At 74.2% G+C, this 16565-nt stretch carries 14 protein-coding genes and 1 riboswitch; of the genes, 7 read left to right on the forward strand and 7 right to left on the reverse strand.

Annotated features, from left to right (window positions below):
- Position 1: 1 nt before the first annotated feature.
- Together ACFYE3_RS16305 and ACFYE3_RS16310 are read right to left on the reverse strand one after the other, a co-directional pair.
- Complete coding sequence (locus ACFYE3_RS16305; protein WP_387610831.1) at positions 2 to 1441, reverse strand: phytoene desaturase family protein; 1440 nt, start codon at positions 1439 to 1441, stop codon at positions 2 to 4.
- Positions 1438 to 2304, reverse strand: coding sequence for a UbiA family prenyltransferase (locus ACFYE3_RS16310; protein WP_387610832.1), 867 nt, complete (start codon positions 2302 to 2304; stop codon positions 1438 to 1440). Before ACFYE3_RS16310 ends, ACFYE3_RS16305 begins: the two co-directional genes overlap by 4 nt.
- Before the next feature lie 159 nt (positions 2305 to 2463).
- Between ACFYE3_RS16310 and ACFYE3_RS16315 the strand changes: the two genes are divergently transcribed.
- The 3 genes from ACFYE3_RS16315 to ACFYE3_RS16325 all read left to right on the forward strand — a co-directional run bounded on the left by ACFYE3_RS16315 (position 2464) and on the right by ACFYE3_RS16325 (position 5355).
- The gene (locus ACFYE3_RS16315) at positions 2464 to 3657 is read left to right on the forward strand and encodes a glycosyltransferase (RefSeq protein WP_387610834.1); all 1194 of its coding nucleotides are present in this window, start codon (positions 2464 to 2466) and stop codon (positions 3655 to 3657) included.
- Between the two features lie 195 nt (positions 3658 to 3852).
- Positions 3853 to 4014, forward strand: a complete 162-nt coding sequence (locus ACFYE3_RS16320) for a hypothetical protein (RefSeq protein ID WP_387610836.1) — start codon at positions 3853 to 3855, stop codon at positions 4012 to 4014.
- Between the two features lie 87 nt (positions 4015 to 4101).
- A complete protein-coding gene (locus ACFYE3_RS16325) occupies positions 4102 to 5355 on the forward strand; it encodes an alpha-hydroxy acid oxidase (protein WP_387610837.1) in 1254 nt (417 codons plus the stop codon).
- A gap of 156 nt (positions 5356 to 5511) precedes the next feature.
- On the opposite strand, the gene ACFYE3_RS16330 is transcribed toward ACFYE3_RS16325, so the two are convergent.
- Genes ACFYE3_RS16330 through ACFYE3_RS16340 form a run of 3 tightly spaced genes read right to left on the reverse strand, consistent with a single transcriptional unit; the run spans position 5512 to position 9283 of the window.
- Positions 5512 to 7059, reverse strand: a complete 1548-nt coding sequence (locus ACFYE3_RS16330; protein ID WP_387610839.1) for a dihydrolipoamide acetyltransferase family protein — start codon at positions 7057 to 7059, stop codon at positions 5512 to 5514.
- 2 nt (positions 7060 to 7061) lie between these two features.
- Positions 7062 to 8111, reverse strand: a complete 1050-nt coding sequence (locus ACFYE3_RS16335) for an alpha-ketoacid dehydrogenase subunit beta (protein ID WP_387610841.1) — start codon at positions 8109 to 8111, stop codon at positions 7062 to 7064.
- A complete protein-coding gene (locus ACFYE3_RS16340; RefSeq protein ID WP_387610842.1) occupies positions 8108 to 9283 on the reverse strand; it encodes a thiamine pyrophosphate-dependent enzyme in 1176 nt (391 codons plus the stop codon). Before ACFYE3_RS16340 ends, ACFYE3_RS16335 begins: the two co-directional genes overlap by 4 nt.
- 242 nt (positions 9284 to 9525) lie before the next feature.
- Between ACFYE3_RS16340 and ACFYE3_RS16345 the strand changes: the two genes are divergently transcribed.
- From ACFYE3_RS16345 to ACFYE3_RS16360, 4 genes are all read left to right on the forward strand, one after another.
- Positions 9526 to 9978 (forward strand): Lrp/AsnC family transcriptional regulator, encoded by a 453-nt coding sequence (locus ACFYE3_RS16345; protein ID WP_387610844.1) that lies wholly within the window; start codon positions 9526 to 9528, stop codon positions 9976 to 9978.
- A 110-nt stretch (positions 9979 to 10088) separates the two neighbouring features.
- Positions 10089 to 10210, forward strand: a riboswitch (SAM riboswitch).
- Between the two features lie 38 nt (positions 10211 to 10248).
- Positions 10249 to 11577 (forward strand): O-acetylhomoserine aminocarboxypropyltransferase/cysteine synthase family protein, encoded by a 1329-nt coding sequence (locus ACFYE3_RS16350; protein WP_387610845.1) that lies wholly within the window; start codon positions 10249 to 10251, stop codon positions 11575 to 11577.
- 8 nt (positions 11578 to 11585) lie between these two features.
- Entirely contained in the window at positions 11586 to 12779 is a 1194-nt protein-coding gene (locus ACFYE3_RS16355) for a cystathionine gamma-synthase (protein ID WP_387610847.1), read from the forward strand.
- Between the two features lie 38 nt (positions 12780 to 12817).
- Positions 12818 to 13756: a sulfurtransferase gene (locus ACFYE3_RS16360; RefSeq protein ID WP_387610849.1), complete on the forward strand. Its 939-nt coding sequence runs from the start codon at positions 12818 to 12820 to the stop codon at positions 13754 to 13756.
- Here ACFYE3_RS16360 and ACFYE3_RS16365 read toward each other — a convergent pair.
- Both ACFYE3_RS16365 and ACFYE3_RS16370 read right to left on the reverse strand, forming a co-directional pair.
- Positions 13722 to 15281 (reverse strand): SDR family oxidoreductase, encoded by a 1560-nt coding sequence (locus ACFYE3_RS16365; protein ID WP_387610850.1) that lies wholly within the window; start codon positions 15279 to 15281, stop codon positions 13722 to 13724. The genes ACFYE3_RS16360 and ACFYE3_RS16365 overlap by 35 nt on opposite strands.
- A gap of 142 nt (positions 15282 to 15423) precedes the next feature.
- Positions 15424 to 16539 carry a fatty acid desaturase family protein gene (locus ACFYE3_RS16370; RefSeq protein ID WP_387610852.1) on the reverse strand — a complete coding sequence of 372 codons (1116 nt, stop codon included), beginning with the start codon at positions 16537 to 16539 and terminating at the stop codon, positions 15424 to 15426.
- Positions 16540 to 16565 lie beyond the last annotated feature (26 nt).

The raw sequence follows: 16565 nt of genomic DNA on the forward strand, positions 1-16565 counted from the left end.
CCTACCCGAGGCGCTTCAGCAGCTTGTCGGTCGAGATCATGGCGCCGCCCAGCACCGCGGGCAGTCCGCCACCCGGGTGCACGGAGGCACCCACCCGCCACAGCCACGGCCGCAACGGGGTGCTGTGGGCGGGGGCGTGGAACGGGCCGCTGCGCCACGCAGGACGCACCGCGCCGTACAGCGCCCCGCCCTCCGAGCCGTGCGCGGCGAAGTACGCGGGGTCCAGGATCTCCGTGCTCCGGAAGCGGTCCGTGAGCGGCCCGGACAGCCCGAGCACCCGCCCCGTGCGCTCGAGCTCGCGCGCGACGAACGGGTCTTCGAGGGTGTAGGACTTCCCGTTGGCCGGCGCGGTCAGGAGCAGGGCGAGCGTGGCCGCGCTGTGGGGACGGCCCGCGCGCGCCGGGTAGTGGTTCGCGAAGGCCATGGTCTGCTCGGGCTCGGACCCGGCCTCCAGATCGGCGTAGAGGTCGGCGGGACGGTCGGGCAGCACGACGCCGTGCCGGGGCGTCCCCTCGGGCAGCTCGGAGTCGAGCACGGCGTAGACCGCGATCGCCGAGCAGCTGAGCCGGCGCGGGGTCCGGGGGGCGCGCCCCGCGAGCAGCCCGTCCAGCCGGTGCGCGTCGACCCCGCTCACCACGGCGTCGGCCGGATACGCGCCCCGGTCCGTGCGGACGTGCCGGCGGGCGACGGAGGTCACCGGTTCCCCGGTGCGGAGCTCCACCCCGGCGTCCGCGGCGAGGCGCCGGAGTGCCTCGACGAGCTCGTAGACACCGCCCCGGGGGATCCAGACGCCGTCGCGCGCCATGACGGCGGGCATGCTCGCGTACAGGGCCGGGGTCCGGGCCGGGCCGACACCGGCGTTGAGGGTGTGGATGGCGATGACCTCGCGCAGGCCCTCCGGCATCCAGGTGAGGCTGTCGAGGTAGTCGCGGGTCGTGAGCCGGCGCCCGTACAGCTTCCCGAGCCGACCGAGCGCGGGATAGGCCGCCCGGTCCAGCACGTCGGTGGTCAGCAGCCGCGTGATGTCCGGTCCGAGCACGCCGTGCTCGGCCTCGAAGCGGGCCCAGGCCTCGTGCCACGGGTGCCCGGGCGGGACGGGCAGCGTGCACCGGGCGCCACGGTAGTAGTAGGTGCCGACCTCGGGCAGGCGCTCCAGCACGAGCCCGGCCGTCTCCTCGGCCCTCGGCGCCCGGGCCCCCGTCCGCGCGGTCCCGGCGTCCCGCAGGCGGTCCAGGCGGCGGAGGAGCTCCTCCCACACGCCCGGGAAGGTGAAGAGGGACGGTCCGGTGTCCAGGCGCTGCCCCCCGGCCTCGAGGCGGCGGCTCTTGCCGCCCAGGTGGTCGGCGGACTCGAGCAGGGTGACGCGGTGACCGGCGTGGCCGAGCAGGACGGCCGAGGTCAGCCCGCCGATGCCACCGCCGACGACGACGACGCGGCTCACGGGTACAGCCCGAAGAACAGCGCCACCGTCAGCTGCACGCCGGCCACGGCGCCGGCGACGTAGGGGAAGGCGATGGAGTGCCTGTACAGCCGGTGCCCGGTCCCGGGCCGCGGGTCACGCAGGAGGGAGGCCACGAGCCACCCGGCGATGAGCGCGTTGACCGCGGCCACCGGAAAGCTGACCAGTGCGAAGCCCAGCGTGGACGCGGCCCACCAGCCACCGCTCCACAGGGCCGTCCCACGCGGTCCCAGCCGGACCGCCGTCGTGGTGATGGCCACCGCGCGGTCCTCCTCGATGTCCTGGACGGCGTCGAACGCGTGCTTGGCGACGCTCCAGGCCATCAGGCCGAGCGCCGCGGGCCACACGGGAGTCGCCCCCAGCGCGAAGGCGACGAAGACCAGCGGCAGCGCGTAGGCGGCGTTGCTCAGCGAGTCGAGGTACGCCCGGGCCTTGAAGCGCAGGGGAGGGGCCGAGTAGAACACGAAGACCAGGACGTACAGCGCGATCCAGCCCAGCGCGGCCGGGGGCAGGGCGACGGCGAACCAGACGACGAACGGCACGTTGGTGACGAGCACCGCGGTCAGGATCGTGCGCACCTCGGAGGAGTCGATGAGGGCTCCCTCGAGCGAGCCCTTGCGCGGGTTGAGGGCGTCGGTGTCCTGGTCGAAGACGTCGTTGACGCCGTAGATCAGCAGGTTGAAGGGGAGGGTGAGCCACAGCAGGAGCGGCAGCGCCTCCCACCGCCAGAGCGAGCCCGCGAGCCACATGCCCACCACACCGGTGCCCAGGGCGTTGATCCAGAGCACCGGCCGCGAGATGTGGACGATCCGCTGGAGCGCGGGGGCGGATCCTGCCTGGGGCACGGCGGCGGACCTCCTCGGACGTCGGGTGACCCGGGGGTCCGGGTGCACCCCACACTACGTCGGTTCCGGGACCGGCGCGGCGGCGGGCCCCGAGCCACCGGGACCGCCGCCGGTCCGGTCGTGCTCCGTCCCGCCGCGGGGCAGACTGTGGGGGTGCGCATGATGCTGCTGACCTCCGGAACCCGCGGCGACGTGGAGCCGTTCGCGGCCCTGGCCCGGTACGCCACCGCGCAGGGCCACCGGGTCCGGCTCGGGGTGCCGGAGAACTCCGGGGTCGACCTCTCCGGGGTCGACGCCGTGAGCCTGGACGTGGACTTCCACCGGCTGATGGACGCCCCCGGGGCCTCGCCGCGGGCGGCGGTGCACCACGTCCGTGCGGAGGTCCGCCCCGGGATGCGGAGGATGTTCTCCGCGGCGGTGCGGGAGACTCTGGCGTTCGGACCGGACCTGGTCCTGCACCACCCGCTGATCCTCACCGCACCGGCCGTGGCGGACGCCCTCGGCGTCCCGCGCGCACTCGCCGAGTTCGTGCCGGTGGCGACGCCCACGCAGGAGTTCTCCGCGCCGGGCGGGCCCACGGTCTCCAAGGACCTCGGGCGGTTCAACCGGGCGACCTACGCGGTCCCCCGCAGCGGCGCCCGGCTGTTCCGGCGGGACGTCGAGCGCGCGTGCCGGCAGCTGCCGGGCGGCCGAGCGGCGTCGGCCCCCGCGGCGTCCCGGGCCACGCTGATGGGGATCAGCCCGCAGCTGCTGCCCCGGCCCGCCGACTGGCCGGCCCGGGTGCACCTGACCGGTTCCTGGCACCCCGGAACGGGCCTCCCGTCCCCGGACCCGGCGGTGGCCGAGTTCGTCCGGGGCGGGCCGTGCCTGGTGGCGACCTTCGGCTCCATGGCGGCCGGCGACCCGTCCGCGCGGGGGAGGACGGTGGTGGACAGCGCGCGCGCCCACGGGCTGCGGACCCTCCTGGTCACGGGCTGGGGCGGGCTGGCCCTGCCGGAGGACCGCCGCGGCGAGGACGTGCTCGTCGTGCCGGCCGCGCCGCTGGACGCCGTGCTCCCGGACGCCGCCCTCGCGGTCCACCACGGCGGGGCGGGAACGGCGCACACGGTGGCCCGCGCGGGCATCCCGTCCGTGGTGGTGCCCTTCCTCGTCGACCAGCCCTTCTGGGGCCGGCAGCTGCACCGGCTCGGCATCGCCGCGGCCCCGATCCCGCACCGGAGGCTGACGCCGGAGACCCTGGTCCCCGCGGTGGGCGACGCCCTCGCCCGCCGGGAGCAGGCGCGGCGCGTGGGGCGCGCGGTCCGGCAGGAGCAGGGCCTGCGGACCGCCCTCGACGTCCTCACCGGGCTCTGAGCCCGGGCGGCGGCCGCAGCGCCCCGGGGCAGGCATCCAGGGCCCGTGACCGGCAGGGCGACCGCGGACGAACCCATCAGGCGGACTGACGGGTCAGCATCGGGATTCGTCGCTGTTCCTCACGGGTGGTGTCCTCGATACTGGAAGGACCGGGCGACGCCCCGCCCGCCACCACCCCTCCCGGAGGACAGCACCATGACCGTCGACCTGCTCCCGTCCCGTTCCCCCCAGACCTCCCCGCGCCCGGACGACGTCTCCGACTGCGGGACTGCGGCGCGGATCCTCCGGGCCGGCCGGCACAGCTGGTCCGACGTCGAGCAGGACTGCCCGTACTGCGCGGGTCCCGAGACCGACTGAACGGCGCACCGTCCGGGGCACGGGCCCCGGCGGCAGGATCCCCGTCGTAGTGTGGTCGGGAGCACCCCGACCGTCAGGAGGTCCGCCATGGAACGGCGTCTGCCCCAGTGGTCCGAGCTGCGCCCGCTCCTGCAGTTCGAGACCCCCGCTCTGGACCGCCGCGCGGCCCGGCTGGCCAGGGCCGCGGACCTCTGGGACCTGCGCCGGATCGCCCGACGCCGCACCCCGCGCCCGGCGTTCGACTACGTGGACGGCGCCGCCCAGCGCGAACTGACCCGCCGGCGCTCGCGGGAGGCGTTCGACGCGGTCGAGCTGCTGCCCCGGATCCTGCACGGCATCGCCGCCCCTGACCTGTCCACGCCGATCGCCGGGTCCCGCTCCGCGCTGCCGTTCGGCATCGCCCCGACCGGATTCACCCGCTTCATGCACGCGGAGGGCGAGATCGGGGGAGTCCGCGCGGCGGAGAAGGCCGGCATCCCCTTCACGCTGTCCACCATGGGCACCCGCTCGCTGGAGGAGGTCGCCGCGGCCGGCCCGGACGCCACCCGCTGGTTCCAGCTGTACCTGTGGAAGGACCGCGCCCGGTCCCTGGACCTGCTGGAGCGCGCCGCGGCCGACGGCTACGGCACCCTGCTCGTCACCGTGGACACCCCGGTGGCGGGCCAGCGGCTGCGGGACGTGCGCAACGGCATGGTCATCCCGCCGAGGCTCACGCTGCGGACGGTGGCCGACGCCTCCTACCGGCCCGAGTGGTGGTTCAACTTCCTGACCACGGACTCCCTGAAGTTCGCGTCCCTCTCCAGCACGAGCGCCGACCTGCCCACCATCACGAACTCGATGTTCGACCCGACCCTGTCCTACGAGGACCTCGAGTGGATCCGCTCCGTGTGGCCGGGGAAGCTCTTCGTGAAGGGGGTGCTGACCCGGGACGACGCCCGGCAGTCCCTGGCCGCCGGGGCCGACGGGCTGGTGGTCTCCAACCACGGCGGCCGGCAGCTGGACCGGGCCCCCGCCTCGCTGCACGCGCTGCCCGAGGTGCGGGACGAGGTGGGCGAGGACGTCGAGCTGATCCTGGACTCCGGGGTCATGAGCGGCGCCGACGTCATCACCGCCCTGTGCGCCGGAGCGGACTTCGTGCTCATCGGCCGTGCCTACCTCTACGGGCTGATGGCCGGCGGGCAGCAGGGCGTGGAGCGGGCGATCGAGCTGCTGGCCGAGGAGGTCCGGATCAGCATGCAGCTGATGGGCGCCGAGACGGTCGCCGACCTGGGCCCGCACCTGCTCGGCACCCGCCGCCACCCCGACCTCTCCCGCAGGGACGCGACGGCGGACCAGCCCTGAGCTGCCGGCCCCCGGCGCCGAGGGGTCGCGTTCCGCTGCGGCTCCATGCCGAGGGGTCGCGTCCCGCCGGTCTGGGGCAGACACACCGGCGGAACGCGACCCCTCGCCGCGGGAGAGTGCTGAACGCGACCCCTCGCGGGCGGGGCTCCTGGGCGGCTACAGGTCTGCGAGCACCGACACCGGGTTCTCCACGGCGTCGGCCACCATGCGCAGGAAGCCGCCGGCGGCCCCGCCGTCGCACACGCGGTGGTCGAACGCGAGGGAGAGCTGGGTGACCTTGCGGACGGCCAGCTGCCCGTCGACCACCCACGGGCGGTCGATGATCCGGCCGATCCCGAGGATCGCGACCTCCGGGTGGTTGATGATCGCCGCGGCCCCGTCCGTGCCGAACACCCCGTAGTTGTTGAGGGTGAACGTGGAGCCGGAGAGCTCGGCGGGGCCGGCCTTGCCGGCGCGTGCGAGCTCGGTGAGACGCCGGAGCTCGGCGTCGAGCCCGCGGGCGCTGAGGGTGTGCGCGTTGCGGATGTTCGGCACCACGAGCCCGCGGTCGGTCTGCGCCGCGAAGCCCAGGTTCACGCCGTCGAAGCGCACGATCTCCTGGCTGCCGTCCTCGAGGGTCTCGATCCGGGTGGCGAGCTCGGGGTGGCGGGCCAGGCCTGCGAGCACGAACCGCGCGATGAGGGCCATGAGCCCCGGCGCGGTCGCGGGGTCCTGCGCCTTGAGCTCGGCGCGCAGCTCCACGAGCTTCGTGGCGTCCACGTCCACCCAGACGGTCGCCTCGGGGATCTCGGCGCGGGAGCGGGTCATGGCCTGCCCGATGACCTTGCGGATCCCGGAGACCGGGAGCCGCTCGGCCACCCCGAGCCCCGTGCGGGCGTCCACGGCGGACGGCACCACGGCGGACGGTGCCGCGCCGGACGGTTCCGGGGCCAGGGGCGACGACGGGGCGGTGCTCTCCCGCGGCGCCGGCACCGCGGGGGCGTCCGCCGCAGCCACGACGTCGCGGCGCAGGATGAGCCCGCCTGGGCCCGAGCCGCGCACGGTGGAGATGTCGACGCCGCGGTCCTTGGCGAGCTTGCGCACGATCGGCGAGACGACCGTGGGCGCCAGGCGCGGGGCCGAGGCCATCGCGTCGTGGGCGGCACCCGCGGCCTGCGCCGCCTGGGCCGCCGTCTGCTCCGCCGCCTGCGCGGAGGCAGACCCGACGGTGGAAGCGGCGGGGGCACCGGCGGCGGAGCCGGCCCGCTTCGGCCGGCGCCGGCGCCCGGCCGTGTTGCCGGCGGGTGTGCCGTAGCCGATGAGCACGCTGCCCGATCCGGCGTCGTCGTCCGAGGCCCCGGAACCCCCTGAGGCCACGAAGGCCTCGGCGGCCGCCGCGGGGTCCGCCCCGGCGCGCTCCTCCTCCCGGTAGGACTGCCCGCCCTTGGGCCCGCCGCCCTGGGGGGCGGGGGTGCCGGCCCGGTCCCCGGTGTCGACGGAGATCAACGGCGCGCCCACGTCGAGGGTCTGCCCCGAGGCGCCGTGGAGCTGGTGCACGGTCCCGGCGAACGGGCAGGGCACCTCCACGGCGGACTTGGCGGTCTCCACCTCGGCGATCGGCTGGTCCACGGCGACGGTGTCGCCCACCTGCACGAGCCAGCTCACGAGCTCGGCCTCGGTCAGTCCCTCGCCGAGATCCGGCAGGGTGAACGTCTTCACGGTCATGGTCAGTCCTCCCACTGCAGGTCGTCCACGGCGTCGAGGATGCGGTCGACGCCGGGCAGGTAGTGCTCCTCGAGCTTGGGCGCCGGGTACGGGATGTCGAACCCGGTCACGCGGCGCACGGGCGCGGCCAGGGAGTGGAAGCAGCGCTCCTGGACGCGGGCCGCGATCTCGGCCGCCACGGACGCGAAGCCCGGGGCCTCGGCCACGACCACCACCCGCCCGGTCCTCCGCACCGACGCGGCGACCGTCTCGTCGTCGAACGGGACGATGCTGCGCAGGTCCACGACCTCGAGCGAGCGGCCCTCGCCGGCGGCGGCCGCGGCGGCGGCCAGGGCGGTCGGCACGGACGGCCCGTAGGCCAGGATCGTGGCGTCCTCACCGGCGCGGGCGACGACGGCGCGGCCCTCCCGGCGCTCGGGCGACCGGTTCTCGTAGCGGTCCTTGAGCTCGGCCAGGTCCACGGGGGCCTTGGACCAGTAGAGCTTCTTGGGCTCGAAGAACACGACGGGGTCGTCGGAGTCGATCGCCTCGCGCAGCATGAGGTAGGCGTCCTCGACCGTGGCGGGGGTGAAGACCTTCAGGCCCGGGGTGTGGGCGTAGTAGGCCTCGGAGGAGTCGCAGTGGTGCTCCACACCGCCGATGCCGCCCGCGTACGGGATCCGGATGACGATCGGCAGGCGCACGGCGCCGCGGGTGCGGTTGTGCATCTTCGCGATGTGCGAGGCGACCTGCTCGAAGGCCGGATAGGCGAAGGCGTCGAACTGCATCTCGATCACGGGGCGCATCCGGTTCATCGCCATGCCCACGGCCATGCCGGCGATCCCGGACTCGGCCAGCGGGGTGTCGAAGCACCGGGTGCGGCCGAAGCGCTTCGTCAGCCCGTCGGTGATGCGGAAGACGCCGCCGAGGGTGCCGACGTCCTCGCCGAAGACGACGACGGCGTCGTCGGCGGCCAGCGCGTCGGCCAGAGCGGTGTTGAGCGCCTGGGCGAAGGTGGCGGGCCTGACCGCCCGGGCCCCGCCGGCCGGGGCGGGGGCGTGCAGGGTGCTCACTGTCCGGTCTCCTCTCGGGCGAGCTCGGCGGCCAGGAACTGCTCCTGCTCGGCGAGCTGCGGGGTCTGCTCGGTGTAGACGTGACGGAACAGCTCGAGCGGGTCGATCTCCACGTCGGCGTTCATGCCGTCGCGCAGCACCGTGGCGACGTCCTCGGCGGCGGCGGCGATGCGCTGCTCCGCCACGTCGTCGAGCACGCCCTCGGCGCCGAGGTAGGCGCGCATCCGCGTCACCGGGTCCTTGGCGATCCACTCCTGCACCTCGGCGTCGTCCCGGTAGCGCGTGGCGTCGTCGGCGTTGGTGTGCGCCTGCATGCGGTAGGTGTGCGCCTCGACGAGGAGGGGCTCGGACTCGGAGCGCGCCAGGTCCACGGCGCGGCGCAGGGTGGCGAGCAGCGCCACGAGGTCGTTGCCGTCCACGCGCTCGCCGGCCATGCCGTAGCCGACCGCCTTGTGGGCGAGGCTCGGGGCCGCGGACTGCTGGGACAGGGGCACGGAGATCGCGTAGCCGTTGTTCTGCACGAAGAACACGACCGGCAGCTTGAACACGGCCGCGAAGTTCAGGGCCTCGTGGAAGTCGCCCTCGCTGGTGGCGCCGTCGCCGCACATCGCCAGGACCACGGTGTCCTCGCCGCGCAGCTTGGCGGCGTGGGCCACGCCCACCGCGTGCAGCAGCTGGGTGGTGAGCGGGGTGGACTGGATGCCCACGCAGCGCTCGTACGGGTCGTAGCCGCCGTGCCACTCGCCGCGGAAGATCGCCATGACCTGCATCGGGTCCACGCCCTTGGTCATCACCGCCACGGTGTCCCGGTAGGTGGGGAACAGCCAGTCGCCCTCCTCGAGGCACAGGGCGGCCGCCACCTGGCAGGCCTCCTGGCCGTGGCTGGACGGGTAGACGGCCATCCGGCCCTGGCGGACCAGGGCGGAGTTTTGGTCGTTGACCCGCCGCCCGACCACCAGCTTCTCGTAGGCCTCCAGCAGGACGTCCCGGGCGGGCAGCGGGTACTCGTGGCCGGGGCCGGTGCCCTGCTCCTCGGGGGCGAGCAGCCTCCCGCTCGGGTCGACCATGCGGATCTCGCCGCGGGCCGGGAGCATGTACTGCTCCGGCGTGATGCCGAAGGTCTGGGAGGCCCGGAGGATGGGGTCCCCGGGGGTCTCGACGGTCTGGCTCATGGTGTCCCCTCGGTCGGTCCCCGGTCCGCTCGCGGGCCCGGGGAGGCAGGAAGGCTGGTGCAGCTCTGTCTCCCCAGTATGGGAACCCGGCATGGTTCGTATCCACAGAACCGGGAAAATGCAGAAGACTGAGACAGACAGTGCACTGTGCGTGGACGAAATGTTCTAGTGTGGCGTGGAGCACACGCATTCGTCCGGCGCGTTCCGGACGCTGCGACCGACCCGCCGCGAAGGAGCCCGCCGTGCCCTCGACGCCCGTGACGCTGGACGAGACCGACCGGAAGATCCTCGCGGAGCTGTCCCGGGACGCCCGGCAGTCGGTGACCGCGATCGCCGCGGCCGTGCACGTCTCCCGCGCCCACGCCTACGCCCGGATCAACCGGCTCCGGGACGAGGGGGTGATCCTGCGCTTCAGCACCGTGATCGACCCGGTGCGGGCGGGCCTGCAGGCCTCCGCCTACGTGACGCTCAAGCTCCAGCAGAACACCTGGCGGGAGCTGTGCGCCCAGCTCCGGGCGATCCCGGCCGTGCACCACATCGCCCTGGTGGGCGGGAACTTCGACGTCATGCTCCTCGTGCGGGCCGTGGACACCGTGCACCTGCGCCAGGTCATCTTCGAGCACGTCCAGCAGCTGCCCGGCGTGGTGGACACCCAGACGTTCCTGATCTTCGAGGACATCGACACGCGGGCCTGACGCCCGGGCCCGGCACGTCCGCCGCGCACGGCCGGCGTCATGAACCGTCACGGTCGTCATCTTCCGTCGCGGAGGGACACCCACTACCTCTGCGCATAGTGTTGTTCCAGCTTCACGAGACGTGACCGCCAAGCTCCGACTTGGTCACGCACCAACCCCATGCTCATTGGGTGGTTCGGATGAGGAAGCGGCCTGCATCTTCCGCGGCGTGCCCACCGGGCCGGCGCGGATGACCGGTGCGGGTAAGAGCAAGCGCACAGGAGCAGCGCCATGTCCACCCCCGTGACCGACCACGACCTCGCGACCCGGCAGATCCACGCCGGCACCCACGACCAGGTCACCCAGCGCACCCTGACGGTGCCGATCTACCAGACCGCGGCGTTCGAGTTCCCGGACTACGAGGCGGCCCGGCAGATGTTCGCGCAGACCCGGGCGGGCTTCACCTACACCCGCACCGGCAACCCCACGGTGGCCGTGCTCGAGCAGCGGATCAGCGACCTCGAGGGCGGCGCGGGCGCCGTGGCGACCGGCTCCGGGCAGTCCGCCGTGGCCGTCGCGCTGCTGGCACTGCTCGGCCAGGGCGCCGGCAAGCACCTCGTGGCCTCCGAGAAGCTCTACGGCGGGACGGTGGACCTCCTCACCGACTCCTTCGCGGACTACGGCATCGAGGTCTCCTTCGTGGACCCCACCGCCCCGGGGGCGTGGGCCGCGGCCGTGCGCCCCGACACCCGCGCGTTCCTGCTCGAGTCCATCGGCAACCCCCTGGCCACCCTCCCGGACCTGCCCGGGATCGCCGACGTCGCCCGGGCCGCCGGGGTGCCCGTCGTCGTCGACAACACCCTCGCGTCCCCGGCCCTGTACCGGCCGCTGGAGAAGGGTGCCGACATCGTGGTGCACTCGGCCACCAAGTTCCTGGGCGGGCACGGCAACGCGCTCGCCGGGGCGGTCGTGGACGGCGGGACCTTCGACTGGTCCGCGCGGCCCGACAAGTGGCCGCAGTTCACCCGGGCCCGCGCCCGCTGGGGAGGGCTGAGCCTGGTCGACAAGTGCGCCGGGGCCAGCCCCTACCTGCACCTCGTCCGCGCCAAGTACGTGCACGACCTCGGGACCACGCTGTCCCCGTTCAACGCCAGCCAGATCCTGCAGGGCACCGAGACCCTGGACCTGCGCGTGGCCCGCCACACGGCCTCCGCGCTGGAGGTGGCCGAGTTCCTGGCGGAGCACCCCGCCGTCGCCCGCGTCCACCACCCCGGCGTGCCCGGGGACCCGGGCGCCGGGATCGCGGTCCGCGACTTCCCGCGCGGGACCGGCTCCGTGTTCTCCTTCGACCTCGCCGCCCCGGACGACGCCGTGGGCCCGTTCATCGACGCGCTGCGGCTGTTCAAGCTGGTCGCCAACATCGGCGACACCCGCAGCCTCGTGGCCCACCCGGCGGCGATGACGCACTGCCGCCTGACCCCCGAGCAGCGCCGGGCCGGCGGGATCGCCGAGACCACGATCCGGCTGTCGATCGGCCTCGAGTCCCCCCAGGACCTCGTGGCCGACCTCGGCCAGGCCCTCGACACCGTCGTCGCCACCGTCCAGACCTCCCGGAAGTGAGCACCGCCATGACGTCCTCCACCGAGACCCGCACCCGCCACCGGGGCTTCACGACCACCGCCGTCCACGCCGGCCAGGAGCCCGACCCGCTGACCGGGGCGGTCATCCCGCCGATCTACCAGACCTCCACGTTCGCCCAGGACGGGATCAACGTGCTGCGCGCCGGGCACGAGTACAGCCGCGGCTCCAACCCCACCCGCAGCGGCTTCGAGGAGCAGCTCGCGGCCCTGGAGCGCGGCGAGCGCGGGTTCGCGTTCGCCTCGGGGATCGCCGCCGAGGACGCCCTGCTGCGCGCGGTGCTGCGCCCGGGCGACCACATCGTGCTCGGCGCCGACGGCTACGGCGGCACCAACCGGCTGATCACCACGGTCCTCGCCCCGTGGGAGATCGCGCACACGCCCGTGGAGATCACGGACCTCGACGCGGTCCGCGCGGCCGTGCGGCCCGGCGCCACGAGGGTGCTGTGGCTCGAGACGCCGTCCAACCCGCTGCTCGGCATCGCCGACGTCGCGGCCTGGGCGCAGCTGGCCCGGGACGCTGGGGCGCTGCTCGTCGTCGACAACACCTTCGCGTCCCCGTACCTGCAGAACCCCCTCGAGCTCGGCGCGCACGCCGTGGTGCACTCCACCACCAAATACATCGGCGGGCACTCCGACGTGCTCGGCGGCGCCGTGGTCGTCGGGACGGCCGAGTGGCGGGGCGCCCCGCTCACGGAGGCGGTCGGCTTCCAGCAGTTCGCCGCCGGCGCCGTGGCGGGCCCTCAGGACAGCTACCTGGCCGCCCGCGGGCTCAAGACCCTGAGCCTGCGGATGGAGCGCCACCAGGACAACGCGCAGCGGATCGCCGAGTGGCTCCTCGAGCGCCCGGAGGTCTCGCGGGTGCTCTACCCGGGGCTGCCCGAGCACCCCGGCCACGCGCTCGCCGCCGTGCAGATGCGCGGCTTCGGCGGGATGGTCTCCTTCCGGCTCGCCGGCGGGGAGGCCGCGGCCCGCGCGGTGGCGGAGGGCACCCGGCTGTACTCGCTGTCGGTGAGCCTGGGCGGGGTGGAGTCCCTGATCTGCTACCCCTCGGAGATGACGCACGCCTCCGTCCGGGGCACCGCGCTGGCCGTGCCCGTGGACCTGGTGCGGCTCTCGGTGGGCATCGAGGACGTCGAGGACCAGCTGGAGGACCTCGACCGCGCGCTCGCCGACGTCTCCTGACCCGGCGGCCCGCCGCGGACGGCACTATCCTGGGGCGCATGAGCACCGGCACCCCGCAGGACGGCACACCGCAGGACGACACCCCGCAGGACGACACCCCGCAGGACGACACCCCGCTCCAGCTCCCCGGGCCCGTGGTGAGCACGCGCTGGCTGGCCGAGCACCTCCACGACCCCCGGCTCGTGCTCGTGGACGCGAGCTCCACGCTGAACCGGGCCGAGGAGGCCCTTCCCGGGGCCGTGCTCCTGGACCTGGACGGGGCCTTCTCGGACCCGTCCTCGGACCTGCCGCACACGGCGCCCCCGGCGGAGCAGCTGACCGCGGCGGCCCGTGCGCTCGGCATCTCGCGCACGAGCACGGTCGTGGCCTACGACGCCAAGGGGATCTTCGCGTCCGCCCGGGTCTGGTGGATGCTGCGGGCCGCGGGCTTCGACCGGGTCGGCGTCCTCGACGGCGGCCTCCCGGCGTGGCTCGCCGAGGGGCGGCCCACCGGGGCGCACGCCGCGCCGCCCGCCGAGCCCGGGGACGTGGAGCTCGTGCCCCGCGCGGGCAGCTTCGTCGGGGCGGAGGACGTCGCCCGCGCGCTGGGCGACCCGGGCGCCACCGTCCTGGACGCCCGCTCCGCCGGCCGGTTCGCGGGCACCGAGCCCGAGCCGCGGCCGGGTCTGCGCCCCGGGCACATGCCGGGGGCCGTCAACCTGCCGTACACCGACCTGCAGGACGCGCACGGGCGGCTGCTGCCGCTGCCGCAGCTGCGGGAGCGGATCGCGGCGGCCGCGCCCGAGGGCCGGCGGATCGTCACCAGCTGCGGGTCCGGCCTCACGGCGTGCGTCCTGGCGCTCGGCGCCCACCTGGCCGGCCGCGAGGACGTCGTGGTCTACGACGGCTCCTGGAGCGAGTGGGGCCGTCCCGGTCCCCGGCCCGTGGCGGGCCCGGAAGGGGTCAGTCCCGGACCGGGGTCTCCGCGGCAGGAGTGATCCGAGCGGCCGCCTGGTCCGCCGAGGCCGTCTGCTGCTCCTGGGCCCCGGGGCCGTCCAGCGCGGCGGCGGTGGCGAGGATGTTGCGGGCCATCGACGGGAAGATGAACCCGTGGAAGGGCCACACACCCCACCAGTAGAGCCGGCCCGGCAGGCCACGGGGGAAGAAGATGGCCCGCTGCGTGTACCGGCTGCCGTCACCCTCGGGCTCCACGGACAGCTCGAGCCACGCCCGGCCGGGGGCGCGCATCTCGGCGTGCAGGAGCAGATTGTGCCCCTCCTCCATGGCCTCGACGCGCCACCAGTCCACGTACTCGCCCACCTGCAGGTCCGTGGCGTCGCGGCGGCCGCGGTTCAGGCCGGCCCCGCCCACGAGCTTGTCCATGATCCCGCGGACCTGCCAGGCCAGGGGCAGCGAGTACCAGCCGTTGCGCCCGCCGATGGACTCGATGACCCGCCACACCTGCTCGGGCCGCGCCGGGCCCGTGCGGCTGCGCTCGTCCACGAACACCGTGCGCCCCGCCCAGTCCGGGTCCGAGGGCAGCGGATCGGCGGCGGCCTCGGAGGAGCTGTAGTGGACGTCCCACGTGGTCTCCACGGAGTTGTCCTCGATCTTCTTCAGGGCGAGCGCCACCGCACGGCGGTAGCCGGCCAGCCCCTCGGGGGGCGGCGGGATGTGGTCGTCGATGTCGTGCTCGCCCGCCACGGCGTCGTGCTGCAGCGACTGCACGAGCGGCACGGCCAGGCCCAGGGGGATCGGGGTGACCATGCCCACCCAGAACCCGGACAGCCGGGGCGCGGGGAGGGGGAGGTGGAAGACCACCCGCCGGCGCAGCCCGGCGACCCGGGCGTAGCGGCGCATGGCGTCCGCGTAGGTCATGACGTCGCGGGAGCCGATGTCGAAGGTGCGGTTGAGGTCCTCCGGCAGGTCCATCGCACGGACCAGGTAGTACAGCACGTCGCGGACGGCGATGGGCTCGATGCTGTTGGTCACCCAGGACGGCGCCGGCATGACCGGGAGGGTGTCGCCGAGGTGGCGGATCATCTCGAAGGACGCCGAGCCGGAGCCGATGACCACACCGGCCTGGAAGACGACGGCCGGGACGGAGCTCTCGAGCAGGATCTCGCCCACCCGGACCCGGGAGCGCATGTGCTGGGACAGCTCCACGCCCTGGGGGTGCAGGCCCGAGAGGTAGACGATGCGCCGCACCCCGGCCCGCTCCGCGGCCCGGGCCACGGTCCGGGCCATCTCGGCCTCCTCCTCCTCGAACTGCTGGGAAGCGCCCATGGAGTGCACCAGGTAGTACAGGGTGTGCACGTCGCGGCACGCGGCGGTCATCCCGTCGAGGTCGTTGAGGTCCGTCTCGGCGACCTCCACCCGGTCCCGCCACGGCACGGCGTGCAGCTTGCCGGGGGACCGGACGGCGACGCGCACGGTGTGCCCGGCCTCCAGCATCCTGGGCGCCAGGCGCCCTCCGATGTAACCGGTGGCACCGGTGATGAGGACGCGCTGGGGAGAGCTCATGGCCTGCCTTTCGTGCGGGTCCCGCGAGCCTACCAACGCCGCCCGACAGGCAGACGGCCGGGCCCCGCCTGCGCTCCGGCATGCGGAACGGCCGCGTGCCGGAGCATCGCGGCCGTTCGGCCGGTCGTCGTGCGGGGACGGATCAGGGCAGGGCCAGGCGGAACACCTTCGCCCACGCCGAGGCGACCTGCTTCGGCAGCGGCCCAGTGGTGTAGGGCAGCTCGTAGCGCTCGCAGATCTCGCGCACCTTGACGGCGACCTCGGCGTAGCGGTTCGAGGGCAGGTCCGGGAACAGGTGGTGCTCGATCTGGAAGGACAGGTTGCCGGTCATGAGGTGCATCAGCTTCGACCCGGAGATGTTGGCCGAGCCGATCATCTGCCGCACGTACCAGTCACCGCGGGTCTCGCCCTCGATCTGCGCCTCGGTGAACGTGTCCGCGCCGGCGGGGAAGTGGCCGCAGAAGATGACGGCGTGCGCCCAGATGTTCCGGGCGGCGTTGGCGGTGAGGGTCGCGGCCAGGGCCTGCTTCCCGGAGCCGGTCAGCGTCGCGGCGGCGGGGGTGGCCACGTAGTCCTTGGCGGCCTGCTTCAGGAACTTGGCGCCGAGGGCCTTCACGCCGCGCACGAGCTCCGCCTTCGGCTTGCGGCCCTCGCGGTACTCGTCGAGCTCGAGGTCGTAGATCGCGATCCCCCACTCGAAGACCGGGGCCAGCAGCGCGTTGTAGAGCGGGTTGCCGAGGTTCCGGGGCGTCCACTCCTGGTCCTCGTCCATGCGCAGGATGGTGTACCCGACGTCCCGGTCCTTGCCGACCACGTTGGTCCAGGTGTGGTGCAGGTCGTTGTGGGTGTGCTGCCAGGCCTTGGACGGGGTCACGAAGTCCCACTCCCAGGTGGTGGAGTGGATGTCGGGGTCGCGCATCCAGTCCCACTGCCCGTGCAGCACGTTGTGGCCGATCTCCATGTTCTCCAGGATCTTGGCGACGGTCAGCATGCCGGTGCCGGCGAACCAGGCGGGCTTGTGCTTGGCGAGCAGCAGCGTGGCGCGCCCGGCCAGCTCGAGGGAGCGCTGCGTGGCGATGACGCGGCGGATGTAGGCCGCGTCCTTGGCCCCGCGGGTGGCGATCACGGACTCGCGGAGCGCGTCGAGCTCGCGGCCCAGCTCCTCGACCTGCTCGTCGGAGAGGTGGGCGGCGGCGGAGGGCTTGGTCGACTCGGCGGGTCGGCCGGAGTCGAGCAGGAACGGGGTGACGATCGTCATGATGTCTGTCCTTCGGGAACGGGGTC

The organism is Kocuria arenosa (assembly GCF_042879215.1).
Classification (GTDB): domain Bacteria; phylum Actinomycetota; class Actinomycetes; order Actinomycetales; family Micrococcaceae; genus Kocuria; species Kocuria arenosa.